The sequence below is a fragment of the Streptomyces sp. NPDC049597 genome (assembly GCF_040675505.1).
Lineage (GTDB): Bacteria > Actinomycetota > Actinomycetes > Streptomycetales > Streptomycetaceae > Streptomyces.
In genome coordinates, this window is sequence record NZ_JBFAOY010000001.1 from 724,390 (window position 1) to 747,343 (window position 22,954).

A 22,954-nucleotide genomic window follows, 5' to 3' on the forward strand; every position below is an offset into this window, starting at 1 on the left:
CGGGGGAAAGCCGGCCAGAGCCTCGCACCGCACAGCAGGTGTTGCCCCTATGCCGGGGGCGGGGCGGCAGCCCTCTGGCCCGCCCTCCGCACCGCGCGGCGGGCGCCGTCAGGCCACCGGGCGGAAGTCCACGCAAGCGCAGCGGGCCCCACGCCGGCGGCTGAAGCAGCAGCCCTCCCGGTGCGTGACCCTCACGGCGTCACGCGGGCGCGGACGCCAAGGTCAGGTCCGGCAGAAGTCGGGGCCCCCTCGGGGACGGCGCGCGCCGCCGCGCCTCAGCGGCAGTTGTCCGCCGCCTCGATCATCCGCGCCGCCTCGTCCAGCGCCTCCCTCAGCACCGCCGGGTCCGTCACCGCCTCCGCGCCCTCCGGCGGCAGCAGCCAGCCCGACCCTCGTACCGGCGGCACGCCGGGCGCGCCGGGGATCCGCATCCCCCGCCCCGATGTCTGCGTACACGCACTCCCCGGCACGTCCCAGCCGTCCGCAGTTCCCGGCGGCACCAGGAAGCCCAGCGTGTCGCACTCCCCGTCGTGGAGCACCGGCCCCACCCCCGGCGCCGCCGCCGCGCGGCGCAGGATGTCGACGGCCTCAAGACCCTGGCGCGCGGGCACCGTCACCAGGTCGCACGGCGCGGCAGGCGGCACGCTGCTGTCCGGGGTGGGCCCGTGGGCCACCGTGGTCGAGGGCGTCGCACCGGTCTCCATGCCGACCTCCAACAAGGGGATCCCCCTCCTCGCCGAGTCCCGTAGGAGACACGTAGCCGGTCTCCGTACGGTTCAACGGCCGTGCGCGTCAACGGCTACGGCGGCACGCCGCCGCAAAGGATGGCAGTTCATGGCAGATCGCCGACGAGATGTCCCTTTTGTAGTCAAACCCAGTGTGTGGGCCCTGTCACAGCAGGTACGTTCTTGCTCCGCCGGAACACGGCTGCACCAAGAGAGGGCTCGGCCATGGCGTCGTCGTCACAGGCATCGAGGGCGCACCCAGCGCACCCCAACCTGGCCTTCCGCCGACTGCGCGGATCTCGCTCCGCGGGCGAGTTCGCCACGGCCGTCCGCAGGGCTGCCCGCGAGATCGGCGAGCAGGTCTCGTGCGACGCCCGCTACATCGGCCGGGTCGAGTCGGGCGAGATCCGCTGCCCCAACTACGCCTATGAGCGGGTGTTCCTGCACATGTTCCCCGGTCTCACCCTGACCGATCTGGGCTTCACCGCCCGGGAGGACGTGCGCGGCCGCGGCCGCCGCGCGGCCCCCGACGCGCCGGAGGCCCGAACCCCGGCAACCCCGTTCCCGCCGTGCCGCCCCTTCGACGACGGCCGGCCCGACAGCGACAGCGACAGCGACGAGGAGAGCGACGTGCTGCGTCGCGCATTCATGACGAGCGGCTCCGTCACGGTGGCGGCCGCCTCCCTGGGACTGGGTCTCGCATCCGGTTCCGGTTCCGTGCCCGCGCAGCGCCGGGTCGGCGAGGCCGAGGTCGGAGCCGTCGAGGAGGCGGTGCGACGTATCCGCCTCCTCGACGACCGGCACGGCGCCGACGGGCTCTACCGGCGGGCCGCCCAGCCCCTGCGCGCCGCGTACGCGCTGCTCGACGCCGGGACGTGGTCCCGCAGGTCCACGGCGGACCGGCTGCACGCCGGGGCGGGCGAACTGGCCATTTCCGTCGGCTGGCTGGCCCATGACTCGGGCCGCTTGGACGACGCCCGTTCGCACTACGCGGAGGCGCTGGCCACCGCGCGCGTGGCGGGCGACCCGGGCCTGGAGGCGCACGCGTTCTGCAACACGTCGTTCCTGGCGAGGGACGCCGGCCGGTACCGGGAGGCGGTGCGCACCGCGCAGGCCGGCCGGCGCGCGGCCCGGCAGGTCGCCTCGCCGCGGCTGCTGTCGCTGCTCGCGCTGCGGGAGGCGGGCGGCTGGGCCGGGCTCGGCGACCGCGCGGCCTGCGAGCAGTCGCTCGCCCGCGCGCACGCGTACTTCGAGCAGGGGGCGTCGCCCCACGACCCGGAGTGGATGTCGTTCTTCGCCGAGCCCGAACGGGAGGCGCTGCAGGCCCAGTGCTGGGCGGCGCTCGGCGACTTCAGGCGCGCCGCGCACCACGCGCGCCGCGCGGCGGCGCTCCAGGACCACCGCTTCACCCGCAACCTCGCCCTCTACCGCGCGGAGCTCGCCGCCGACCTGGCGCGCGCCGGCGCCCCGGACGAGGCGGCCGCGGCGGGTGAGCAGGTGCTCGCGCTGCTCGGGGACGTCCGGTCGTCGCGCATCCGGACGATGCTGGCGGACACCGCGCGGGTGCTTGCGCCGCACCGGCGTGCCGAGGGCGTCGCGGCCTTCCTGGACCACCACGCGACGGCGACCCGCAGGGTGTCCCGCGCGTAAGGCGCCGGCCCGCGCGGGAGCTGCGCACGACGGCCGGACGCGCAGGACGCCGGCCGCCGCTCAGACCTCCAGGTGCCCCAGGTCGTTCCAGCGCTCGAACGCGGGCTCCCCGTACGCCCACGAAAGGACCGACAGGCTCGTCGGGTCGAGGCGGATGCGCGCGCCGAAGGAGATGTCCTGTCCCAGCCAGCGCGCCCCGATCGCGCGCAGGATGTGGCCGTGCGCGAAGACGAGCACGTCACGGTCGGCGGACAGCGCCCACTCGATGACCTCGTCCGCGCGGGCGGAGACCTGGGCGAGCGTCTCGCCCTCAGGAACGCCGTCGCGCCACAGCAGCCAGCCGGGCTGCCGGGCCTGGATCTCGGGCGGAGTCAGCCCCTCGTACGCCCCGTAGTCGTACTCCATCAGCGCGTCCCACGGCTGCGCGCGGTCTCCGAAGCCGGCCAGGGAACACGTCTCGCTCGCCCGCGACAGCGGGCTGGTGCGGATCTCGACACCGGGGAGCCCGGACCACGGCGCCCGGTGCAGCCGCTCGCCCAGCAGCTTGGCGCCGCGCCTGCCCTCGTCGAGCAGCGGGATGTCCGTCCTGCCGGTGTGCCGGCCACTCAGCGACCATTCGGTCTGGCCGTGCCGTGCGAGCAGGATCCGCGGTGCCATGGGCGCTCTCCCTGGGGTTCACGAGTGCTTGTCGTCCCATCATCCCGCACCTCATCAGGAGGCAACCTCCGGGACGGGGACGGCGTCCCCTTCCAGGACGGGTGATCCTTCGAACTGAAGACGGAGACCGACCGGATGCCGCTCCCCGCGCAGCACCAACGGCCCCGCTGGTGGACCGAGCTGATGCTGATCGCCGTGGTGTACGCGGCCTATTCCGCAGGGCGGCTCCTCGCTCGCGGCGACGTCTCGACGGCCGTGGACCACGGACTGGCGATCCTGCGCGTGGAGAAGGCGCTCCTCATCGACGCCGAGCACCCGCTGAACCGTCTCTTCACCGACACCCCGGCGATCGGCATACCCGCCGACTTCGCCTATGCGACCCTCCACTACCTCGTGACCCCGGCGGTCCTCGTCTGGCTCTTTCGCCGCCGCCCCGCCCACTACCGGGCAGCCCGGACCTGGCTGATGGTCTCCACCCTGCTCGGCCTGGCCGGGTTCACGCTGATGCCGACCTGCCCGCCGCGGCTGCTCGACGCCGCCCACGGCTTCGTCGACACGATGGCCCAGTACAGCGCGTACGGCTGGTGGGGCGGGGAGGCGAGCGCGCCGCGCGGGCTCGGCGGCATGACCAACCAGTACGCGGCCATGCCCAGCCTCCACGTCGGCTGGGCCCTGTGGTGCGGCGTGATGCTCTGGCGGCACGGCCGTACGCCGCTGATGAAGGCTCTCGGCGTCGCCTACCCGCTGCTGACCACGGTCGTCGTCATGGGCACCGCGAACCACTACCTCCTCGACGCCGTCGCCGGGGCCGCCGTGATGGGCGTCGGCTCGCTGCTCGGGCCGTACGCGACGCGGCTCGCCGACCGGGTCACCGGCCGCTTCGCGCACCGGACGACGCCTGCCGTTCCCCCCGTTGTCGGTGGCGGATGCGAGACTTCGGCGGGTGAGCGAATCCCCGGACAGCGCACCTCCTCCGAAGGCGCCGACGACAGCACTCAGGCAGCGGCTCGCTGAGCTGCGCGGGCCCGCCGCGCAGCCCCATCCGCTGGACGCCCGCGCGCTCGCGGCCCTCGCCGCCAACCCCGGCTGCAAGCGGCGCGCCCTGCTGGACGGCGCCGGTGTGGACAAGGCCGCGCTGGCATCGGCGCTCGGCTCTCCGGCGTCCTTCGGCCAGTCGCAGTTCGCGTTCATGCGGGGCAACGCCTTCGAGGCCAAGGTCAAGGCCGACGGGGGCAAGGAGCTGATGCGGCTGCTCGGTCTCGACCACCCGCACGAGGTGCACGTCCCCGACCTCTCGGCGACGGGCCCCGAGGGCCGCGCGGCCCGCACCGCGCTGGCGCTGCGCGAGGCGACCGGCGCCGGCGGCTTCGCACTGCTCGACCACCCGATGCTGGCGCTGGACGTCGCGGGTTCCCCCGCGTATCTGGAGCCGGACGCGCTCGTGGTGCACCCCGGCGGCCGGTGGACGGTGGTGGAGATCAAGTCGTTCCCGATGATCGACGCGGCCGCGGACGCCGCGAAGGTGGGCGCGGCCGCACGCCAGGCCGCGGTGTACGTGCTGGCGCTGGAGCGGCTCGCGGCGATGACCGAGGGCGCCTCGGTGGCCCACAGTGTCCTGCTGGTCTGCCCGAAGGACTTCACGAACATGCCGACCGCGTCCGTGGTGGACGTGCGCAAGCAGTTGTCGGTGACCCGGCGGCAACTGAGCCGGCTGGCCCGGCTGGAGGACATCGCGGCGGAGCTGCCCGACGGCGTGACGTTCGACGTGGAGTCGTGCTCGGCGGAGCAGTTGGCCGACGCCGTCGAGCAGGTGCCGCACGCGTACGCGCCCGAGTGCCTGGCCGCGTGCGAGCTGGCGTTCCACTGCCGCGAGCGTGCCCGGCTCGCGGGCGCGGTGGAGGCGCTGGGCCGGTCGGTGCGGGGCGAGCTCGGCGGGTTGACGACCATCGGGGACGTCCTGGCCGCCGCGCGCGGCGAGGCCGGCGACCCCGGGGACCCGGCGGTCGGCGCGCTGCGCCGGGCGGCGGCCCTGCGGGCGGAATCGCTGCGGACGGCCGGCCGGGCGGCCGCGCTGACGGAGACCGCCACCGACCGGGCCCCGTCCCCTGCCCCGGGGACGAACCGCACGGCCGTGAGGCAGACTGCCGCCGACGGGACCGTCACGACCACGGAGGCCCCTCCCGACAGGGAGGCCGTCGCCGGCCGGGCGGGTGCCGTCCCCCACAGGAGCTCGTCCGCCCCCGCCGGGGATCCCGGGCCCCGGAGCACCGGAGGCGAGGCCGCCCCCAGCAGGGGGGCCGCGGCCGACGCGACGGCCACGACCACGGAAGCCCCCGCCGCCAGGGAGGCCGCCCCGGGCCCGGAGCCCGTCGCCGGCCGGGCAGCCACCGTCCCGCACGGGAACTCGGCGAGGAGGGCGGCCGCAGCCTGCGGGACCGTCACGACCACGGAAGCCCCCGCCGACGGGACGGCCACGGACCGGGAGGCCGTCGCCGGCCGGGCGGGTGCCGCCCCGCGCGGAGCCCTGGCCGAGAAGGGCGTCGAATGTCGCTGATCTCCACCCTCGCGCGAATGGAGGCCGTCGAGTCCGGGCGGGCCCAGCCCCTCGCGACGGTCCGCCACCGCCATCTGTCGCAGCGGCCCCTGGTGTTCGTCCCGCTCACGACCGCGGGCGAGGCCGGCGCCCCGCTCGGGGCGCTGGTGGGCGCGGACCCCGGCCGGCCGCGGCTGCTGGTCGTGGCCCAGCCGCGCGACCGCGACCTGCGCTCGGCCTTCCTCGCGGAGCTGGCCGACGCCGTCCTTCCGTACATGGACGGATTCGGCGACGACGTCGAGCACGTCGAACGCAAGGAGACCGACGCGGAGACCGGGAAGAAGGTCACCGTCGAGGTCGAACTGTGCGCGGACGCCCCGCAGTTGATCGTGCCCAGCCGCGCGGGCATCGAGTACGTACGGCTGCTGGGCCGCTCGATGCGCTTTCGGCGCACGGCCGAGCAGGACCCCGACACGCCCTACCCCGCGCCGCCGCGCGTCCCGCTGCTGGGCCGCTGGCTCACCCACTACGGGGAGCGGGCCCGCGTGCCCGGCTCCTCGCTGCTGCTGGCGGCGACGGACCTGCTCAACCGGCACTGGGCCACGGGCCAGTCCTCGCTGGAGGACCAGCACCTGGGCGCCGTCCTCGCCTGGATCGACGTCGGCGAGGGCGAGTCGGGGGCCGAGGCCGCGCTGCGGGCGGAGCTGGCCCGCGACCGGGACGGGCAGCTGCTGTGCCCGCCGGCCGGTCCCGCGACCGACCCGGCGTTCGACAACCGGCTGCTGGCGCCCGCGACGGAGCGGTTCGACCGGGCGCGGCAGCTGCTGGCGGCCGCGGAGGACGGGGCGAGCGCGGACGAGCGCCTGGGCGAACTGCACGGCGCCGAGCGGGAGATCCGCCGTCTGATCGCGAGCCAGTTGCGGCCCACGTGGGAGGCGGTGTGGCGGACGGTCGAGCTGATGCGCGAACTGCCCGAGGGCGCCCGGGTGGCCGACCGCTGGACCCGCGACCGCTGGTCGTTCACCGCGCACCGCGACCGGGTGCGGGCCGGGGAGCCGCCGCAGCCCAGGCGCGACGACGCGGTGACCGCCGCGCAGAAGCTCGCCGCGCGGGAGAGCGCGCAGGCCCAGCTGGACGCGCACGAGGCGCTGGACGATCCGCTGGTGCTGGCCGGTCACCGGCTCGCCGGCCAGGCGTTCACCGCCGAGGTGCTCGACGTGGAGATGGCCTGGTCCGAGTCGAAGCGCCCGAGCCCGCGCCCGCTGGTCACCGTGCGCACGGACGACCGCCCGCACCTCGGGGAGGGGGCGAAGGTGTACCGCTCGCTCGAAGGCAAGCCGCAGACCGCCGAGTTCGTGCGGTACGAGGGGGACGGCGTCCTCGTGCTGCGCGTCACCGACCGGATGGGCCGCGCGAAGGAGCCCGCGGAGGGCTCGGTGCCGGCCAAGGGCGACCTGATCGACTGGACCCTGTTCGAGCACGACCAGCGGGGCGGCCCGAAGCTGCCCGACCCGGAGGAGACGCCGTGGACACACGGCGGACCTCCGCGCTCCGACACCGCCGAGAGCCCCGACCCCGTCACTCCGGAGGACCTCCTGTGACGTCTCCCGTCACGTCCGACCCCTCGGCGGAGGCGGCGCGCGCCACCGCCGGCATCCTGCACGACACCCTCCATGGGGACGCCCGGGGCGTCGTCGTCGACTCGCCGCCCGGCGCGGGCAAGTCGACTCTCGTGGTGCGGGCCGCGCTCGAACTGGCCGGTGCCGGACGCCCCTTGATGGTCGTCGCGCAGACCAACGCGCAGGTGGACGACCTCGTGCTCCGTCTCGCAGGCAAGGAGCCGGAGCTGCCCGTCGGCCGCCTCCACTCCAACGACTCCGACCCGTACGACAAGGCCCTCGACGCCCTGGACAACGTCCGTACGTCGGCGAAGGCCGCCGATCTCGCCGGCCTGGACGTCGTCATCTCGACGGCGGCGAAGTGGGCCCACGTACAGAACGTCGAGCCGTGGCGGCACGCGATCGTCGACGAGGCGTACCAGATGCGCTCGGACGCGTTGCTCGCCGTCGCCGGACTGTTCGAGCGCGCGCTGTTCGTCGGCGATCCCGGCCAGCTCGACCCGTTCTCGATCGTCGGCTCCGAGCAGTGGGCGGGGCTCTCGTACGACCCGTCGGCGAGTGCGGTCTCCACGCTCCTCGCCCACAACCCGGACCTGCCGCAGCACCGGCTGCCCGTCTCGTGGCGGCTGCCGGCGTCGGCGGCGCCGCTGGTGTCCGACGCCTTCTACCCGTACACGCCCTTCCGCAGCGGTACCGGTGCGGGCGACCGGCGGCTCTCGTTCGGCGTCCCCTCCGACGGCTCGGGCCCCGACCGGGTGCTGGACGAGGCGGCCGAGTCCGGCTGGGGCCTGCTGGAGCTGCCCGCGCGCCGCACGCCCCGTACGGATCCCGAGGCGGTCGGGGCGGTCGCCCTGGTGGTGCGGCGGCTGCTGGACAGGGGCGGGGCGGCGATCTCCGAGCTCGCCGCCGAGCCCGTGCCGCTGACCGCCGACCGGATCGCGGTCGGCACCGCCCACCGCGACCAGGCGGCGGCGGTCCGCGCGGCGCTGGCGGACCTGGGGGTCTCGGGCGTCACGGTCGACACGGCGAACCGGCTGCAGGGCCGCGAGTACGACGTGACCGTCGTGCTGCACCCGCTGTCGGGCCGCCCGGACGCGACGGCGTTCCATCTGGAGACGGGCCGCCTGTGCGTCCTCGCCTCGCGCCACCGGCACGCGTGCGTCGTGGTGTGCCGCGCGGGCGTGGGCGATCTGCTGGACGAGCACCCCTCGACGGAGCCGGTGCAGCTCGGCGTGACCGTGAAGTTCCCGGACGGCTGGGAGGCGAACCACGCGGTGCTGGCGCACCTGGCCGAGCACCGGGTGAGCTGGCGGCCCTGAGGCCCTCTTGCGGCGAGCGGGACAATGGATGACGGCCCGGGGCCCGGGCCGTGGTGCGAGGAGGAGAACGGACATGGCAGAACCGGAGCGGACGACCGAGCGCAGGATGCGGCCGGCCCCGCTGCTCTTCGAGCCCTCGGAGGCTGCCGCCGACCCCGAGCACTTCTTCGACCTGGAGTCCATGGAGGACCCCCAGGAGCTGCTGTCCCGCGCGACGGAGCTCACGCTGGCCTTCCGCGCGGCGACGGACCGGGCGGTGGAGTTCCAGGCGATGGCCGCGGCCCAGCTGGCGGACCCCCGCCGCTTCGACCGGCTGACGCCGGCGGAGATCGGGGAACGGGCGGGCTGGACGGAGGACTACGCGAGGAAAATGATCGAATTCGGCCGCGACCTCCTCCGCGGGGCTCCCTGACGCTCGCGGATCCCCGCGCCACGGAAGGCCGCGCCCGGATGCGTGACGCGCGCGCATCCCTGCCCCACGGGAGGCCCGCCCCGATAGGTGATACCCGCGGGTCCTTGCGCCACGGGGGCCCGCCCGGATGCGTGACCCTCCCGCATCCCTGCGCCACGAGGCCGCGCCCCGTGTTGTGACACTCACGCATCCCTGCATCCCAAGGGGCCGCACCCCCGACGCGCAGGGGGCGCTGGCCGCAGGCCGCCGTGACGCAACGCAACGCGCGGCTGCCGCCTCCTGCCGGGCCACCATGCCCGCTCAGCGGAGCCGCCCCAAGGCGCGCCCACGACGCGGAGATGCCACGGGGACGTGCCGCGGCGCGAACCTACGAGAAGGCCGCCCATGCGTAGGGGTCGGGGGCTATGGGCCGCCCGTGACGCAACGCGCTCAGCGGAGCCGCCCCAAGCGCGCGCCCGCGACGCGGAGATGCCACGGGGCCGTGCCGCGGCGCGAAGGTACCGCGAAGGGTCCCCGCCCGCGCGCCGGACGCGGTCGTGCCGCAGCGCGCAGGCCGCCGCGACCAGGCCCGCGGCACGGAGCTGCCGCAAAGGAGGCGCAGGGGCGACCGCCCGGACAGTCCCCCGGCCCGGCAGGGAGTGTGGCGCGCCAGCCCCATGGTTTCCCGGCCCCCGCACGGGGCCCGGGGCGAACCCCCGGTTCGGGAAGGCCCCCGCATATGCCAGCCACACGCGGCCAGGCGCAAGATACTCCCCTCCGCCCCGCCCTGTCCCCGTTTCCGTCAACCCTGGGAAACCGAATCGTTACTCCCGGTAGACCTGTCCTCATGAGTGCATGGCCGCGACACCGAGAGCACACCACGGACGTCTTCTCCCTCCTGTGCGAGCAGAGCCGCGATCGCGTCGCCGAGGTCACCCCGCCCGGCGCCGAGTGGCTCGCCTCCGCCCGTACGTCCCCCGGGTCGGCGCTGGCGCAGTGGGAGGACCGGCCCACCGCCCCCACCGTCCTGCCGTGCGGCACCGTCTTCGACGTCGTGAACGTGCCCGCCGTCTTCGGGCGCCGGATGCTCGGCCGGCTGTGGGACGAAGGCCCCGGCTCCGGGCCTGTCGCCATGCACGGGGGGCGCATGATGCTCTTCGCCGCCCCCGGCACGGCCCAGCGCCTGCCCTCGCTGCTCGACTGGGAGGTGGGGGTCCCCTCAGGGCGAAGCCCCACGGGGAGGGGCGAAGCCGTCCCGCCGCTGATCTGTCACGGCATCGGCGACGCCGTGACCGTCCCGCCCCTGACTCCCTCCGACACCCCCTCGGCACCGCGCTGGCTTGTGGCGCCCGACACACGGTGTCCCTGGCTGCCGGGCCCGGAGGTGCTGCTGTGGGCCTGCGTCCGGGTGGCTCGCGACGGGGCGCGGCCGGCTGTCCGCATATCGATTTTTCCTCCCGCCGATCAGGGTGCTAAGGTCTACGACGTCAGCAGGCGCCGCTAGCTCAGTTGGTTAGAGCAGCTGACTCTTAATCAGCGGGTCCGGGGTTCGAGTCCCTGGCGGCGCACAGACGGGAAAAGCCCCTCGCGAGAGCGAGGGGCTTTTTCGTATCCGCCCGCGCAGGCGGCCCCCACGCGCCGTCACGCGGTCGTGATCTTGACCGTCCACGCTCCGGTGGCCGTACGGTCCGCCACCTCCACGCGGGTCCGCCCGCCCGGCGGACCGGGCACCGTGAACGTCTCACCCACCCGCAGCGGTGCGTCCGCGAGCGGCGGATAGACCGACTCGTCGCCGCACGCCTCGGTCTCCGGGTGCGTGTCCACCACCTCGATCGGCCCGTCGCCGGACGCGGCCTCCCCCCGGACCCGGTAGAGGAGCACCCCCTCGGTGCAGGTGAGCTCGTCGTTGCCCGTGGCGCTGCGCGCCTCGATCGCGAGCGCGCTGTTGTGCCCGGTGCGCACCACCGCCAGCCGGGTACCGACGCTGCCGCCGCGCACGGGCGCGGCGGCGAGCGGTTCCAGGGTGATGATCTCCCCGCCGCCCGGCGGCCCGGCCGAGGCGGGTGCCTCGTCCGGGCCGTTCACGCACCGGACCTCCGCCCGGCCGAGCCAGCCGAGCTTCCACTTGTGCCAGCCGAACAGGTCGGGCGCGAGGCCGAACTGGCTGCCCATGACGTCCCAGTCGCCGACGTGGGTGTCCCAGTCGCCGTAGGCGCCGTCCTTGGGCCGGTGGTAGAGGTCGGGCAGGTCGAAGACGTGCCCGGTCTCATGGGCCAGGACGTTGCGGTCCGGGGGATGGCGTTCGAAGACGGTGACGACCCGCCGGATCTCGGCGCCGTCCGCGGACAGCGGCCGGTCGAAGTTGACGACCTTGGTGGCGTCGGAGTCGACCCCGGGGGCGTCCGGGTCCGCGACCAGGTAGACCACGTCGTAGCGCGAGAAGTCGACGTCGTCGTCGGCCGCGGCGATCGCGTCCCGGAGGTAGGCGGCGCGCCGCTCGGGGTCCCAGTCACGCCTTATGTCGTAGACGACGGACGCCTTCGGCATCCGCACCCACTCCTGCTGCGGGTGCGCGCGCAGCAGGAACTTGCCGTACGAGGCGCGCCGGAAGAAGTCGCTCGTGGCGGGGAAGTGGTCGGCGGCGAGCTCCTGGGGGCTGTTCAGCGGGACGGAGTCCGGGAACGACAGGAAGATCATGACGGCGTCGAGACCGTCGTCGGGCTGCGGATAGGCGGAGTTCCAGGAGTCGAGGCCGAGGGAGTGGTGGGCCTGCGTGCGGGGCAGGGCGCAGGGGCCGGCGGAGGAGGCGGCCACCGCGGGCCCGGTCACGAGGGACGTTGCCGTGAACGCCACGAGAGAGGTGAGCGACGCGGCGACGCTGCGCAGGCGCGCCCCTTCCACTCTCCCGGGTGTTCCCTCGGGCGACTGCTGACCCTCCACGTGGACCTCCGGCTCGGGAATGCTGGATGCCTCACCCACCTTGTGATGTTTCGCGGAGGTTTGCCCTGTTCCGGTGCCCCACTCGGGTGACCGGCCCGACACCGGCCCGATGCCGACTCGAGATGCGGCGACACTCCGAAGGCTCACGGAACGTCACATCCGGTCAGCTTGGCTCCGACCCCGGTCGCCACCCGCGCAGAAACGATCGGTCGCGGTACGCGAGGACCCGCGCCGGGTCGGTGGCGCTGGAACGGCCGCCGCGCCAGCCTCTATGATCGGCACACTTTCCCCGAGTCCTTGCGGGATTTCTTCGGCGAATGTCTCGGGCGGCCAGCCCCCGACCACATTTGCACGACCCTGTACGACACACTGCATGCGGGAGTGAGCGGTGAGCGGAACGTCCGAAGGACAAGGGCCCGCGGGCGTCGCAGTCCCCGGAAGCGTCCGAGAAACCGTCACCGAGCGTAACGGTTTGGGCCGGAGCTCCGCCGAGCTGCGCGACTACCGTGCCGCCTTCAACGCCGCACAGCTCGCCATGGCCGTCGTCGACCCCGAAGGACTCGTCGTCGGCGCCAACGAGGCCTTCGGGGCTCTCTTCGGCAGCCGTTCCGCCGAGCTGCGCGACCAGTACGCCGCCGACCTCATCGACCTCGCCTCCGACGCCCGCACCTGGCACGCCTACCGCGAGGTGCTGCGCGGCCGGCGCTCCCGCTTCCGCTGCACCCGGCGGCTCAAACACCCGGACGGGCGAGCCCTTTGGGCCGAGGTCACCGTCGCGCCCGTGTCCGGAACCGGCGACGTGCTGCTGTCCGTCGCCGACATCAGCGACCGGCGTGAGCTGCACGCGCGGCTGCGCCATCTGCAGCTGCACGACCCCGTGACCCGGCTGCCCAACCGGACGCTGTTCTTCGAACGGCTCACCGCCGCGCTGGAGTCCTCACCGTACGACCACGGTTCCACCGGCCGGATCGGGCTGTGCTACCTGGACCTCGACGGGTTCAAGGCCGTCAACGACACGCTCGGGCACCGGGTCGGCGACCGGCTCCTGGCCGCCGTCGCCACCCGTCTGACCGAGTGCGCCGACAACAGCGGGGCGCGCGGCTGCGGCCACCTCGTCGCGCGGCTCGGCGGGGACGAGTTCGCCATCCTGGTCGAGGACTCCACCGGCACCGAGCAGCTCGCCGACCTCGCACGGGCCGTACTGGCGGCGCTCCAGCAGCCGTTCGACCTGGCCGGCCGGCGTCTGTCGGTGTCGGCCTCCATCGGTGTCGTGGAGCGCGCGGTGACCGGCACGAGCGCCACCGGGCTGATGCAGGCCGCCGACACGACGCTGTACTGGGCCAAGGAGGACGGCCGGTCCCGCTGGACCCTGTTCGACCCCGAGCGCAACGCGACCCGGATGACGCGCCAGGCGCTCTCCTCGACGCTCCGCCCGGCAGTGGAGCGCGGCGAGTTCGCGCTGGAGTACCAGCCGCTGGTGGGACTCGCCGACGGGGTGACGCGCGGAGTGGAGGCGCTGGTGCGCTGGAACCACCCGCAGTTCGGCACGCTGACGCCGAATCGGTTCGTCGCCATCGCCGAGGAGGACGGCTCGATCGTGCAGCTCGGGCGGTGGGTGCTGCGCACCGCGTGCCGCCAGGCGCGCCGCTGGCAGCTCGACCACCCCGGGGTGGAACCGCTGTTCGTGAGCGTCAACGTCGCCGTACGGCAGGTGTGGGACTCCGACCTGGTGGCGGATGTCGCGGAGATCCTGGCCGAGACGGGACTGCCGCCGCACCTGCTCCAGCTGGAGCTCACGGAGTCGGCGGTGATGGGCTCGGCGGGCCGGCCGCTCCAGGCGCTGAAGGCACTCAGCGAGATGGGCGTCCAGATCGCGATCGACGACTTCGGGACCGGCTACTCGAACCTCGCGTACCTGAGCCGGCTCCCGGTGTCCGCGCTGAAGCTCGACGGAACGTTTGTCCGAGGGTTCCAGGACGAGGCCCACGCGAACCCGGCGGACGAGACGATCGTCGAGGCGCTGGTCGAACTGGCCCACCGGCTGGGACTCACCGTCACCGCCGAGTGCGTGGAGACTTCGGGACAGGCGTCCCGGCTGCGGCGCATCGGCTGCGACACGGGACAGGGCTGGCTGTACTCGCGGGCGGTGGCGCCGGAGCGGATCGCGGAGATGCTCGGCACGGGTGCGCGCGCGGAGCCCGCGGGGGCGTCGGGCTGAGGGGCGGATCCCCGGTGACGGAAACGGTGCCCCGCGAACCGGTCAGGCCGGCAGACCGTACGCGTCAGCGATCAACTCGTAGCTGCGCAGGCGCACATCGCCGCCGTGCGCGTTGGCCGTGATCATCAGCTCGTCCGCCCCGGTGCGCTTGTGGAGGTCGTCCAGCCCGGCCCGCACCGCGTCCGGGGTGCCGTGGATCACGTTCGCCAGCCAGCTGTCGACGAACTCCCGCTCCATCGGGCTGAACGCGTACTCCTCCGCCTCCTTCGGCGTCGGGATCAGGCCCGGCCGGCCGGTGCGCAGCCGCACCATCGACAGCGCTCCGGTCAGCACCTGGCGGCGCGCCTCCCGCTCGTCGTCCGCCGCGAGGGCCGAGACGCCGATCAGGGCGTAGGGAGCGTCCAGCACGGCCGAGGGCCGGAAGCTCTCCCGGTACAGCTCCAGGGCGGGGAGCGTGTTCCGCGCGGAGAAGTGGTGGGCGAAGGCGAACGGCAGCCCGAGCGCCCCGGCCAGCCGGGCGCTGAAGCCGGAGGAGCCCAGCAGCCAGACCGGCGGGCGGGCCGGGGACTGGACGCCGCCGGGCGCGGTGGCCTGCACCGGTCCGGGCACGGCATGGATACGCGCGTACGGGTGCCCGTCAGGGAAGTCGTCGTCCAGGAACCGGATCAGCTCGGCCAGCTGCTGCGGGAAGTCGTCGGCGCCCTCGTGCGAATCAAAACGGCGCAGGGCCGCGGCCGTGGCGCCGTCCGTGCCCGGCGCGCGTCCGAGGCCCAGGTCCACGCGGCCCGGCGCCAGCGCCTCCAGCGTGCCGAACTGCTCGGCGACGACCAGCGGCGCGTGGTTGGGCAGCATCACACCGCCGGAGCCGAGGCGGATGCGCTCGGTGTGGGCGGCGAGGTGGGCGAGGATCACGGCCGGGGAGGACGAGGCGACGCCGGGCATGGAGTGGTGCTCGGCGACCCAGTGCCGGTGGTAGCCCCGGCTCTCGGCGAGGCGGGCGATGTCCACACTGGTGCGCAGTGCGTCGGAGGCGGTGCGGCCGCTGCCGACCGTGACCAGGTCGAGCACGGACAGGGGGACGGGGGCGGTGCCGGCCGCCGTGCCTCGGATCTCGTCCACTGCGTTCACGGGTGGGGCCCTCCTGGGTGAGTCGTACGTACCTCGACGCACAACAGGAGGCCATCTCCGCTTTATTCCCGGCAGGCCGGCCGGCCCGCGACCCGGGCGGTCAGTCCTTGCGGGCGAACAGCCTGCCCAGCTCGTCCGACCAGGCGCCCCTGCGTTCCGCCAGCCGCAGCCCCTCCCACACCGTCACCTGGTTCGCCGTGAGCACGGGCTTGCCCGCCGCCTCCTCCAGTTCCGGCAGGTGGGCCACCGTGTGCAGGGCGGTGTCCGGCATCAGGACCGCGTCGGCCCGCGGGTCGTCCCCCTCGCGCAGCAGCTCCAGCACCCGCTCGCGCCCCCAGGTCGCCACCTCGGCCGCCGTCACGATCCCGCTCGCCCGCGCGGCCACCACCTCGATCCCCGCCGCCTTGAGGAAGCGGGCGAACAGGTCCGTCACGTCCTGGGGATACGTCGCGGCGACCGCCACCCGCGCGGCCCCGACCTCCCGTGCGGCATGGGCGAACGCGAACGACGTGCTCGACGCCGGGAGTCCGGCCGCCAGCGCCAGGGCCCGGGTCTGCTCATGGGCCCCCTCCCACCCGTACACGAACGAACCGCTGGTGCAGGCCCACACCACCGACTCCGCGCCCGACAGCCTCAGCTCCTCCACGCCGGCCGCCAGCCGCTCGGCCGAGCCCATTTCGCGCAAGGCGTCCTCGCGGTGCGCGTCCTCGCCGATGTCGGTGTGGACGACCGGCAGGTTGACACCGGTCAGCAGCGTCTCGATACGGGGGTAGTCGTCCTCGGCCGCATGCCCGGGATAGAGCAGGCCCACCGTCGTCATGTCACGCCCTCCTGTCCTTCCGGCTCCGCCGTCGCCGCCGTGGCGTCCATCAGCAGAGCCTGATAGGGGCCGACCGCGCAGGCGCCGACGGCGCGCAGGGCCGACCACATCGTGACCTGGTTGGCGGAGACCACCGGGATCCTCAGCTCGGCCTCCAACTGCGGGATCACGTCGTACGTCGGCAGGTTGGTGCAGCTGATGAACAGCGCGTCGGCGCCCTCCACCGACACCTGACGCGCCATGTCGACCACCGCGCGGTACGGCACTTTCCAGATGTGCCGGGTCAGCCCGAGGAAGGCCCGGCCCACCACCGTCACTCCCGCTTCCGCCAGATAGTCCTCCAATGACCGGGTGACCGATTCCGTGTAGGGCGTCAGCAACGCGATCCGCCGGGCCCCCAGCGCACCGAGCGCGTCGAGCAGTGCGCCGGACGTCGTCAGGGCCGGCACGTCGCCGGCCGTCCGCATCACCTCGCACAGGGCGCGTTCCCCGGCGAGGCCGCCGACAAAACTGCCCGACGCGCACGCGTAGGCGACGACCTCGGGCTCGGAGGCGCCCAGCGCCCGCACCGCCTCGCGCAGTGTCTCGTGCTCGCTCACCAGCCGCGCGAGGTCCAGGGAGACCCCGACGGGCACGAAGGGGGTACGCGTCAGGCGCAGCGATATGTCATCGGGCACCCAGCGCCACAGCTCCCGGTCCAGAGCGAAGTCGAAGGGGGCCACCACACCGATGCCGTGCTGCGGCTCAGGCCCGAGAAAGGAGACGACATCCATGCGCTCAGCCCCCTTGGCGTCTTGTTGACGACGGTAGGTTCCGGTGCGAGCGTGGGTCAATCCGTACATCTACGACGCGACGAGGTGGTTTTTGACCGATGGCCGAACCCACTCTGCTCGTGCTGAACGCGGACCCCCCGCCGCGCCTCGGCCGCCTGACCGGCAAGGTGCGGGTGGAGTACGCCGACGAGGAGACGCTCGCGGCCCGACTCCCCGGTGCGGACGTCCTGTTGGCGTGGGACTTCGCCTCCGACGCGGTCCGTCAGGCCTGGCCCGGCGAAGGCCCCCGGCCCCGGTGGGTGCACACCCCGAGCGCCGGCGTGGACCGCGTACTGTGTCCGGAACTGGCCGCGTCCGACACCGTGCTGACCAATGCCCGTGGCATATTCGAGCAGCCGATCGCCGAGTACGTCGCGGCGCTCGTCCTGGCGATGGCCAAGGACCTGCCGCTGACGCTGGAGCTCCAGCGCCGGCACGAGTGGCGGCACCGGGAGGGCCTCGCCGTCGCGGGCAGCCGCGCCGTGGTGGTCGGCGCCGGGCCCATCGGGCGGGCGGTCGCCGGCGCCCTGCGGGCGCTCGGCGCCACCACGGCGGTCGTGGGCCGCCAGGCCCGCCCCGGCATCCACGGCGAGCAGGACCTCGACCCGCTGCTCGCCCGCGCCGACTGGGTGGTGTGCGCGGCGCCGCTCACCCAGGCGACGGCGGGCATGTTCGACGCGCGCCGCTTCGGCCTGATGCAGCCATCGGCCCGCTTTCTCAACGTCGGCCGGGGACCGCTCGTCGTCGAGGCCGACCTCCTCGACGCCCTGCGCAAGCGGTGGATCGCGGGCGCGGCCCTCGACGTCTTCGAGTCCGAGCCGCTCGCGCCGGACAGCCCGGTGTGGGACACTCCGGGGCTGCTCGCCTCCCCGCACATGAGCGGCGACACGGTCGGCTGGCGGGACCGGCTGAGCGAGCAGTTCGTCGACATGTACGAGCTGTGGGCGGCCGGAGAGCCCCTGCCGAACGTGGTCGACAAGAAACGTGGGTACGTCCCCATGCATGACCACTCGCCTGACTGACCTCACCGCTCGTCAACTGCTGGCCGGCTATGCCCGGGGCGACTTCTCCCCCGTCGACGCGACCCGCGCGGCGCTGGAACGCGTCGAGACCGTGCAGCCGCTGGTCAACGCCTTCGTGCGGACCGACGCCGACGCGGCCGTCGCCGCGGCCGAGGCGTCGGCGGAACGCTGGCGCCGGGGCGAGCCGCAGGGGCTGCTCGACGGTGTGCCCGTCACCGTGAAGGACCTCGTCCTCCAGCGCGGAGTGCCCACCCTGCGCGGTTCCCTGACCGTGCGCGCGGACCGGGCCTGGGACGAGGACGCCCCGTCGGTCGCCCGGCTGCGGGAGCACGGCGCGGTGTTCCTCGCGAGGACGACGACGCCCGAGTTCGGCTGGAAGGGGGTCACGGACTCGCCGCGGCACGGCGTGACGCGCAACCCGTACGACCCCTCGCGCACCGCGGGCGGTTCCAGCGGGGGCGGCGCGGCGGCGGTGGCGCTCGGCGCGGGCCCGCTGTCGGTCGGCACGGACGGGGGCGGATCGGTCCGCATCCCGGCGTCCTTCTGCGGCATCTTCGCGCTGAAGCCGACGTACGGGCGGGTGCCGGTGTATCCGTCGAGCCCCTTCGGCAGCCTGTCCCATGTCGGGCCGATGACCAGGGACGCGGCGGACGCGGCGCTCATGCTCGACGTGATGAGCGGCGAGGACTGGCGGGACTGGTCCCATCTGGGGCCGGCACGCGAGGTGCGGCAGGGGCTCGGCGAGGGGGTGAAGGGCCTGCGGATCGCCTACTCCCCCACGCTCGGCGGTCAGGTCGCGGTCCGCCCCGCGGTCGCGTCCGCGGTGCGGCGGGCGGTCGGGGCGCTGGCCGACCTCGGCGCGTACGTCGAGGAGACCGACCCGGACATCACGGACCCGGTCGAGGCCTTCCACACCCTGTGGTTCACCGGCGCCGCCAAGCTGGTGCAGGGCCTCGGCCCGCGGCAGCGGGAGCAACTGGACCCGGGCCTGCGGGAGATCTGCGGCATCGGCGCCCGGCGCAGCGCGCTGGAGTACCTGGCGGCGGTGGACGTCCGGGCGGAGCTGGGCCGGCGGATGGCGCGGTTCCATATGGCGTACGACCTGCTGGTCACGCCGACGCTGCCACTGACGGCGTTCGAGGCCGGAGTGGAGGTCCCGGCGGGGTCGGGCCACCGGCGGTGGACGGGGTGGACGCCCTTCACGTACCCGTTCAACATGACGCAGCAGCCCGCGGCGACGGTGCCGTGCGGGCTGGACGCCGAGGGGCTGCCGATCGGAGCGCAGTTGGTGGGCCCGCGGTACGCGGACGGCCTGGTACTGCGGGTGGCCCACGCACTGTACGAGTCGGGCGCGGCGGGGGTCCCGGGACCGGGGGCGCTGGGGTAGGCGCGGCGCCCCCGGTCAGGCGCGCCGGAAGCTCAGCGTCTCCCCGGACGCGCCGGTGCGCCACAGGTCCTGGCACGCCGACGCCATCTCCTCCAGGCCCTCCACCACCGTGCCCCACACGATCCCCGGCACCCACCCCGTATCGCCGTTCAGCAGCAGGTTGTTGCGCTCGTAGAACAGGGCCAGATCCACCGTCACGGGGGCGGCGCGGCTCTCGTAGCCGTACGACGACGTGCCCAGCTGCACGTCGGTGAAGGTGAAGTAGCACAGGTCGCCGGGGATCGGCGTCACCGTCGGGTTCTCCAGCGGCGGTTCCTGGGGCGCGAAGGCGGGAAACAGGGCATAGATCTCATTACGCGCGTACTTGGCGTGATACACGTCCGCGGACAGCGGCAGCGCGTCCCACACAGCCGCGCAGGTCAGCGGAGCCTTGTCGGTCAGCAGCCGGGCGGTGCACCGCACTCCGCGCCGGTCCAGGGCAACAGTCAGGTATCGGTCGGCCATTTCCTACGCATACCCGGGAGCGACCCGGGTAGCCGCGCGCCCATGGCTCGTAGAAGACAAGCACGATCGATGAGCAGACGTTCCCTGCTGCTCGGCACCGCGGCGGCGGGCGCGCTCACCGCCGTCGGCGCCGCGGGCTGCGGCCGGGTGCCGTCCGGCGACGCGCTGGCCCGGCTGAAGTCCCAGGGCACGGTGCGCCTCGGCATCGCCGGGGAGGTGCCGTACGGCTACGTCGACGACCAGGGCGAGTTCACGGGCGAGGCGCCCGAGCTCGCCCGGGTCATCTTCAGGCGGCTCGGCATCGACCGGGTGCAGCCGGTCGCCACCGACTTCGCCTCCCTCATACCCGGCCTGAACTCCCAGCAGTTCGACGTGGTCTCGGCCGGGATGTACATCAACAAGGAGCGCTGCGCGCAGGTCGTCTTCGCCGACCCCGAGTACCAGATGCTCGACTCGTTCATCGTGCGCAAGGGCAACCCGAAGAACCTGCGGACGTACGAGGACGTGGTGCGGGCCAAGGCGAGGCTCGCGACGGGTACGGGCTACGCCGAGATCGGGTACGCGGTCGCCGCCGGCATACCCGAGAAGGACATCGTCATCCTCCAGGACCAGGTGGCCGGGCTGAACGCCGTCGAGTCCGGCCGCGTCGACGTCTTCGCCGGCACCGCGCTCACCGCCCGCGAGGTGGTCCGCAAGAGCGCCCGCGCGGAGGCCACCGAGCCGTTCGCCGCGGTCGTGGACGGCAAGAAGCAGATCGACGGCGGCGGTTTCGCCTTCCGCCCCACCGACACCGACCTGCGCGACGCGTTCAACGTCGAGATCCACAAAATGAAGAAGAGCGGTGAACTCTTCCGCATCCTGAAGCCCTTCGGCTTCACGGAGAGCGAGATGACCACCCTGACTGCCGAGGAGCTGTGCAGGAAATGACAGCCGGACTCTGGCAGAACTGGGTGCTCCCCGGTATCTGGATCACCGTTCAACTCCTGGTCTGCAGCACCGTGCTCGCCGCGGTCGTCGCCTTCGGCGTCGGCACCGCCCGCACGCACCGCTCGCGCACCGTCCGCTTCCTGGCGGGCGCGTACACCGAGATCTTCCGCGGGACGTCGGCGCTGGTGCTGATGTTCTGGCTGTTCTTCGTGGTGCCGCCGCTCATGGGCTGGCAGTTGGTGCCCATGTGGGCCGCGGTGCTGGCACTCGGCCTGTCGTACGGCGCGTACGGCGCCGAGATCGTGCGCGGCGCGCTCAGCGCGGTGCCCAAGGCGCAGCGCGAGGCGGGGGTCGCGCTCAGCCTCACGCCCTGGGAGCGGATGCGGCTGATCCTGCTGCCGCAGGCCGTGCCCGAGATGATCCCGCCGTTCTGCAACCTGCTGATCGAGCTGCTCAAGGGCACCGCTCTGGTGTCGCTGCTCGGCGTGGGCGACGTGTCGTTCGCCGCGTACCTGGTGCGGCTCGCCACCCAGGAGAGCGCGCAGATCTACACGATCAGCCTGGTGATCTACTTCCTGCTCGCGCTCGCGGTGACCCGGTCCATGAAGGCCCTGGAACGCAGGACGAAACGGAACATCGGCATCGAGCCGGAACCCGGTCTGCTCGGCGGCATGCTCTCCCGGCGGGCCGGGGCCGAGGCCGTCGGCACCACGGTGACGGGGGGTGCGGCCAAGTGACCTGGGACTGGTCCGCGGTCGCGGACTTCATGCCACGCTTCTGGGACGGTGTGCTGGTCACCCTGCAGGTGCTGGTGCTCGGCTCGCTGATCTCCTTCACGCTCGGCCTCGTGTGGGCCATCGCCTTCCGGGCGCCGAGCCGTTTCGTGCGGTGGCCGGTGAATCTCGTCACCGAGTTCATCCGCACGACCCCGCTGCTGGTGCAGCTGTTCTTCCTCTACTTCGTGCTGCCGGAGTGGGGCGTCCAGTTCTCCGCCCTGACCACCGGCACGATCGCGATCGGGCTGCACTACTCCACGTACACCGCTCAGGTCTACCGGGCCGGTATCGACGCCGTGCCGCCCGGGCAGTGGGAGGCGGCGAAGGCCCTGAGCCTGCCCGCCCACCGCACCTGGTTCGCCGTGATCCTGCCGCAGGCGGTCCGCCGGATCACCCCCGCCCTCGGCAACTACGTGATCGCGATGCTCAAGGACACTCCGCTGCTCGCCGCCATCGGCGTCCTGGAGATGCTCCAGCAGTCGCGGCTGGAGAGCGCCTCGACGTTCCAGTACACCGAGCCGCTGACCGTGATCGGTCTCGCCTTCGTCCTCATCGCCTATCCGGCATCTCTTCTCGTACGAGCCATGGAGCGCCGCCTTGTCCGCTGACATCACAGACACCACGCCCGAGGAACTGATCCGGTTCGAGAACGTCACCAAGAGATTCGGCGACACCACGGTCCTCGACGATCTCTGCTTCTCGGTGCGGTCCGGCAGGCACGTCACCCTGATCGGCCCGTCCGGCTCCGGAAAGACGACGATCCTGCGGCTGCTGATGACACTGGAGACGCCCGACGAGGGCACGATCCAGGTGAACGGCAGCCGGCTGTTCCCGGCCCCGGAGAAGGAGCGCCGCGAGGCGCGCAAGAAGATCGGCATGGTCTTCCAGCAGTTCAACCTGTTCCCGAACATGACCGTGCTGCGCAACATCACCGAGGCGCCGGTGCGGGTGCTCGGCCTGTCCAAGGACGAGGCCGAGGCCCGGGCCCGGGAGCTGCTGGACCTGGTGGGGCTCGGCGACCGCGCCGACGCGAAGCCGACGCAGCTGTCGGGCGGCCAGCAGCAGCGGGTGGCGATCGCCCGCGCGCTGGCGATGCGGCCGCAGGTGCTGCTGCTGGACGAGGTGACCTCGGCACTCGACCCCGAGCTCGTGGCCGGCGTACTGGATCTCCTGCGGGACATCGCGCGCACGACGGACATCACGATGGTGTGCGTCACGCACGAGATGAACTTCGCCCGGGACATCTCCGACGATGTGCTGATGTTCGACTCCGGCAAGGTCATCGAGTCGGGTCCGCCGGAAAAAATCTTCTCCGACCCGGAGCACGAACGCACGCGCGAATTCCTCGGCGCGGTGCTCTGACCATTCACTCTGTCGGACAGGAATGACTCTGGCATATGTCAAAGTGATGCGCCCCAGCGTATGCCGCTGGGGCGCATCGGCATTTGCGCCAACACCCCGGTCTGAAACGGCTCTTGGCCGCTATCGTGGTACGGAAGCTTGCGGTCACAACCTGCTGGGGGGAA

Annotated in this window: 20 protein-coding genes, 1 tRNA gene and 1 pseudogene; 15 read left to right on the plus strand and 7 right to left on the minus strand. The window is 73.4% G+C overall.

Translation table 11 applies throughout. The features are described from left to right. Window positions 1-275: 275 nt before the first annotated feature. Window positions 276-704, minus strand: coding sequence for a hypothetical protein (locus AB0K02_RS03220; protein WP_365990592.1), 429 nt, complete (start codon window positions 702-704; stop codon window positions 276-278). Window positions 705-950: 246 nt separating this feature from the next. Between AB0K02_RS03220 and AB0K02_RS03225 the strand changes: the two genes are divergently transcribed. Next, complete coding sequence (locus AB0K02_RS03225) at window positions 951-2,375, plus strand: tetratricopeptide repeat protein (protein WP_365990593.1); 1,425 nt, start codon at window positions 951-953, stop codon at window positions 2,373-2,375. A gap of 60 nt (window positions 2,376-2,435) precedes the next feature. Here AB0K02_RS03225 and AB0K02_RS03230 read toward each other — a convergent pair whose 3' ends face one another. Beyond that, window positions 2,436-3,032, minus strand: a complete 597-nt coding sequence (locus AB0K02_RS03230; RefSeq protein WP_365990594.1) for a histidine phosphatase family protein — start codon at window positions 3,030-3,032, stop codon at window positions 2,436-2,438. A gap of 135 nt (window positions 3,033-3,167) precedes the next feature. On the opposite strand from AB0K02_RS03230, the gene AB0K02_RS03235 reads away from it, so the two are divergent. From AB0K02_RS03235 to AB0K02_RS03265, 7 genes and pseudogenes are all read left to right on the plus strand, one after another. Further along, a complete protein-coding gene (locus AB0K02_RS03235; protein ID WP_365990595.1) occupies window positions 3,168-4,046 on the plus strand; it encodes a phosphatase PAP2 family protein in 879 nt (292 codons plus the stop codon). Further along, window positions 3,976-5,088 (plus strand): annotated as a pseudogene (locus AB0K02_RS03240) (hypothetical protein); the annotation flags it as partial. The gene AB0K02_RS03235 and the pseudogene AB0K02_RS03240, both read left to right, overlap by 71 nt. A gap of 488 nt (window positions 5,089-5,576) precedes the next feature. Continuing rightward, complete coding sequence (locus tag AB0K02_RS03245) at window positions 5,577-7,166, plus strand: hypothetical protein (RefSeq protein WP_365990596.1); 1,590 nt, start codon at window positions 5,577-5,579, stop codon at window positions 7,164-7,166. Continuing rightward, entirely contained in the window at window positions 7,163-8,503 is a 1,341-nt protein-coding gene (locus tag AB0K02_RS03250; protein WP_365990597.1) for an AAA domain-containing protein, read from the plus strand. Before AB0K02_RS03245 ends, AB0K02_RS03250 begins: the two co-directional genes overlap by 4 nt. 73 nt (window positions 8,504-8,576) lie before the next feature. Then, window positions 8,577-8,915, plus strand: a complete 339-nt coding sequence (locus AB0K02_RS03255) for a hypothetical protein (protein WP_365990598.1) — start codon at window positions 8,577-8,579, stop codon at window positions 8,913-8,915. 826 nt (window positions 8,916-9,741) lie between these two features. Next, window positions 9,742-10,398, plus strand: coding sequence for a bifunctional DNA primase/polymerase (locus AB0K02_RS03260; RefSeq protein ID WP_365990599.1), 657 nt, complete (start codon window positions 9,742-9,744; stop codon window positions 10,396-10,398). Next, a tRNA-Lys gene (locus AB0K02_RS03265) sits at window positions 10,389-10,462 on the plus strand. The genes AB0K02_RS03260 and AB0K02_RS03265 overlap by 10 nt, the downstream gene beginning before the upstream one ends. Before the next feature lie 73 nt (window positions 10,463-10,535). Here the strand turns inward: AB0K02_RS03265 and AB0K02_RS03270 are convergent. Beyond that, window positions 10,536-11,834, minus strand: a complete 1,299-nt coding sequence (locus tag AB0K02_RS03270; protein ID WP_365990748.1) for a M6 family metalloprotease domain-containing protein — start codon at window positions 11,832-11,834, stop codon at window positions 10,536-10,538. A 388-nt stretch (window positions 11,835-12,222) separates the two neighbouring features. On the opposite strand from AB0K02_RS03270, the gene AB0K02_RS03275 reads away from it, so the two are divergent. After that, the gene (locus AB0K02_RS03275; RefSeq protein ID WP_365990600.1) at window positions 12,223-14,052 is read left to right on the plus strand and encodes an EAL domain-containing protein; all 1,830 of its coding nucleotides are present in this window, start codon (window positions 12,223-12,225) and stop codon (window positions 14,050-14,052) included. Between the two features lie 42 nt (window positions 14,053-14,094). Here the strand turns inward: AB0K02_RS03275 and AB0K02_RS03280 are convergent, their stop codons facing one another. The 3 genes from AB0K02_RS03280 to AB0K02_RS03290 form a co-directional block, all read right to left on the minus strand. Further along, the gene (locus tag AB0K02_RS03280) at window positions 14,095-15,180 is read right to left on the minus strand and encodes an LLM class flavin-dependent oxidoreductase (protein ID WP_365990601.1); all 1,086 of its coding nucleotides are present in this window, start codon (window positions 15,178-15,180) and stop codon (window positions 14,095-14,097) included. Between the two features lie 100 nt (window positions 15,181-15,280). Then, window positions 15,281-16,000 carry a decarboxylase gene (locus AB0K02_RS03285; RefSeq protein WP_365990602.1) on the minus strand — a complete coding sequence of 240 codons (720 nt, stop codon included), beginning with the start codon at window positions 15,998-16,000 and terminating at the stop codon, window positions 15,281-15,283. Further along, window positions 15,997-16,773, minus strand: a complete 777-nt coding sequence (locus tag AB0K02_RS03290) for an aspartate/glutamate racemase family protein (protein WP_365990603.1) — start codon at window positions 16,771-16,773, stop codon at window positions 15,997-15,999. Before AB0K02_RS03290 ends, AB0K02_RS03285 begins: the two co-directional genes overlap by 4 nt. Window positions 16,774-16,871: 98 nt before the next feature. Between AB0K02_RS03290 and AB0K02_RS03295 the strand changes: the two genes are divergently transcribed. After that, window positions 16,872-17,834 carry a D-2-hydroxyacid dehydrogenase gene (locus tag AB0K02_RS03295; protein ID WP_365990604.1) on the plus strand — a complete coding sequence of 321 codons (963 nt, stop codon included), beginning with the start codon at window positions 16,872-16,874 and terminating at the stop codon, window positions 17,832-17,834. Continuing rightward, complete coding sequence (locus tag AB0K02_RS03300; protein WP_365990605.1) at window positions 17,815-19,221, plus strand: amidase; 1,407 nt, start codon at window positions 17,815-17,817, stop codon at window positions 19,219-19,221. The genes AB0K02_RS03295 and AB0K02_RS03300 overlap by 20 nt, the downstream gene beginning before the upstream one ends. A gap of 15 nt (window positions 19,222-19,236) precedes the next feature. Here the strand turns inward: AB0K02_RS03300 and AB0K02_RS03305 are convergent, their stop codons facing one another. Further along, window positions 19,237-19,725: a DUF3830 family protein gene (locus tag AB0K02_RS03305; protein ID WP_177153754.1), complete on the minus strand. Its 489-nt coding sequence runs from the start codon at window positions 19,723-19,725 to the stop codon at window positions 19,237-19,239. A 69-nt stretch (window positions 19,726-19,794) separates the two neighbouring features. Here AB0K02_RS03305 and ehuB point away from each other — a divergent pair, with 69 nt between their 5' ends. From ehuB to ehuA, 4 genes are read left to right on the plus strand one after another with little or no spacing between them, the layout of a single operon-like run. After that, a complete protein-coding gene (ehuB, locus tag AB0K02_RS03310) occupies window positions 19,795-20,652 on the plus strand; it encodes an ectoine/hydroxyectoine ABC transporter substrate-binding protein EhuB (RefSeq protein ID WP_365990606.1) in 858 nt (285 codons plus the stop codon). Next, window positions 20,649-21,389: an ectoine/hydroxyectoine ABC transporter permease subunit EhuC gene (gene ehuC / locus AB0K02_RS03315; RefSeq protein WP_365990607.1), complete on the plus strand. Its 741-nt coding sequence runs from the start codon at window positions 20,649-20,651 to the stop codon at window positions 21,387-21,389. Before ehuB ends, ehuC begins: the two co-directional genes overlap by 4 nt. Further along, window positions 21,386-22,036 (plus strand): ectoine/hydroxyectoine ABC transporter permease subunit EhuD, encoded by a 651-nt coding sequence (ehuD, locus tag AB0K02_RS03320; protein WP_365990608.1) that lies wholly within the window; start codon window positions 21,386-21,388, stop codon window positions 22,034-22,036. The genes ehuC and ehuD overlap by 4 nt, the downstream gene beginning before the upstream one ends. Next, window positions 22,026-22,790 (plus strand): ectoine/hydroxyectoine ABC transporter ATP-binding protein EhuA, encoded by a 765-nt coding sequence (gene ehuA, locus AB0K02_RS03325; protein WP_365990609.1) that lies wholly within the window; start codon window positions 22,026-22,028, stop codon window positions 22,788-22,790. Before ehuD ends, ehuA begins: the two co-directional genes overlap by 11 nt. Window positions 22,791-22,954 lie beyond the last annotated feature (164 nt).

Coding starts and splice junctions, on each gene's coding strand:
- AB0K02_RS03220 (WP_365990592.1), bottom strand. CDS start 704: ATGGAGACCGGTGCGACGCCCTCGACCACGGTGGCCCACGGGCCCACC.
- AB0K02_RS03225 (WP_365990593.1), top strand. CDS start 951: ATGGCGTCGTCGTCACAGGCATCGAGGGCGCACCCAGCGCACCCCAAC.
- AB0K02_RS03230 (WP_365990594.1), bottom strand. CDS start 3,032: ATGGCACCGCGGATCCTGCTCGCACGGCACGGCCAGACCGAATGGTCG.
- AB0K02_RS03235 (WP_365990595.1), top strand. CDS start 3,168: ATGCCGCTCCCCGCGCAGCACCAACGGCCCCGCTGGTGGACCGAGCTG.
- AB0K02_RS03245 (WP_365990596.1), top strand. CDS start 5,577: ATGTCGCTGATCTCCACCCTCGCGCGAATGGAGGCCGTCGAGTCCGGG.
- AB0K02_RS03255 (WP_365990598.1), top strand. CDS start 8,577: ATGGCAGAACCGGAGCGGACGACCGAGCGCAGGATGCGGCCGGCCCCG.
- AB0K02_RS03260 (WP_365990599.1), top strand. CDS start 9,742: ATGAGTGCATGGCCGCGACACCGAGAGCACACCACGGACGTCTTCTCC.
- AB0K02_RS03285 (WP_365990602.1), bottom strand. CDS start 16,000: ATGACGACGGTGGGCCTGCTCTATCCCGGGCATGCGGCCGAGGACGAC.
- AB0K02_RS03290 (WP_365990603.1), bottom strand. CDS start 16,773: ATGGATGTCGTCTCCTTTCTCGGGCCTGAGCCGCAGCACGGCATCGGT.
- AB0K02_RS03295 (WP_365990604.1), top strand. CDS start 16,872: ATGGCCGAACCCACTCTGCTCGTGCTGAACGCGGACCCCCCGCCGCGC.
- AB0K02_RS03300 (WP_365990605.1), top strand. CDS start 17,815: ATGACCACTCGCCTGACTGACCTCACCGCTCGTCAACTGCTGGCCGGC.
- AB0K02_RS03305 (WP_177153754.1), bottom strand. CDS start 19,725: ATGGCCGACCGATACCTGACTGTTGCCCTGGACCGGCGCGGAGTGCGG.
- ehuB (WP_365990606.1), top strand. CDS start 19,795: ATGAGCAGACGTTCCCTGCTGCTCGGCACCGCGGCGGCGGGCGCGCTC.
- ehuC (WP_365990607.1), top strand. CDS start 20,649: ATGACAGCCGGACTCTGGCAGAACTGGGTGCTCCCCGGTATCTGGATC.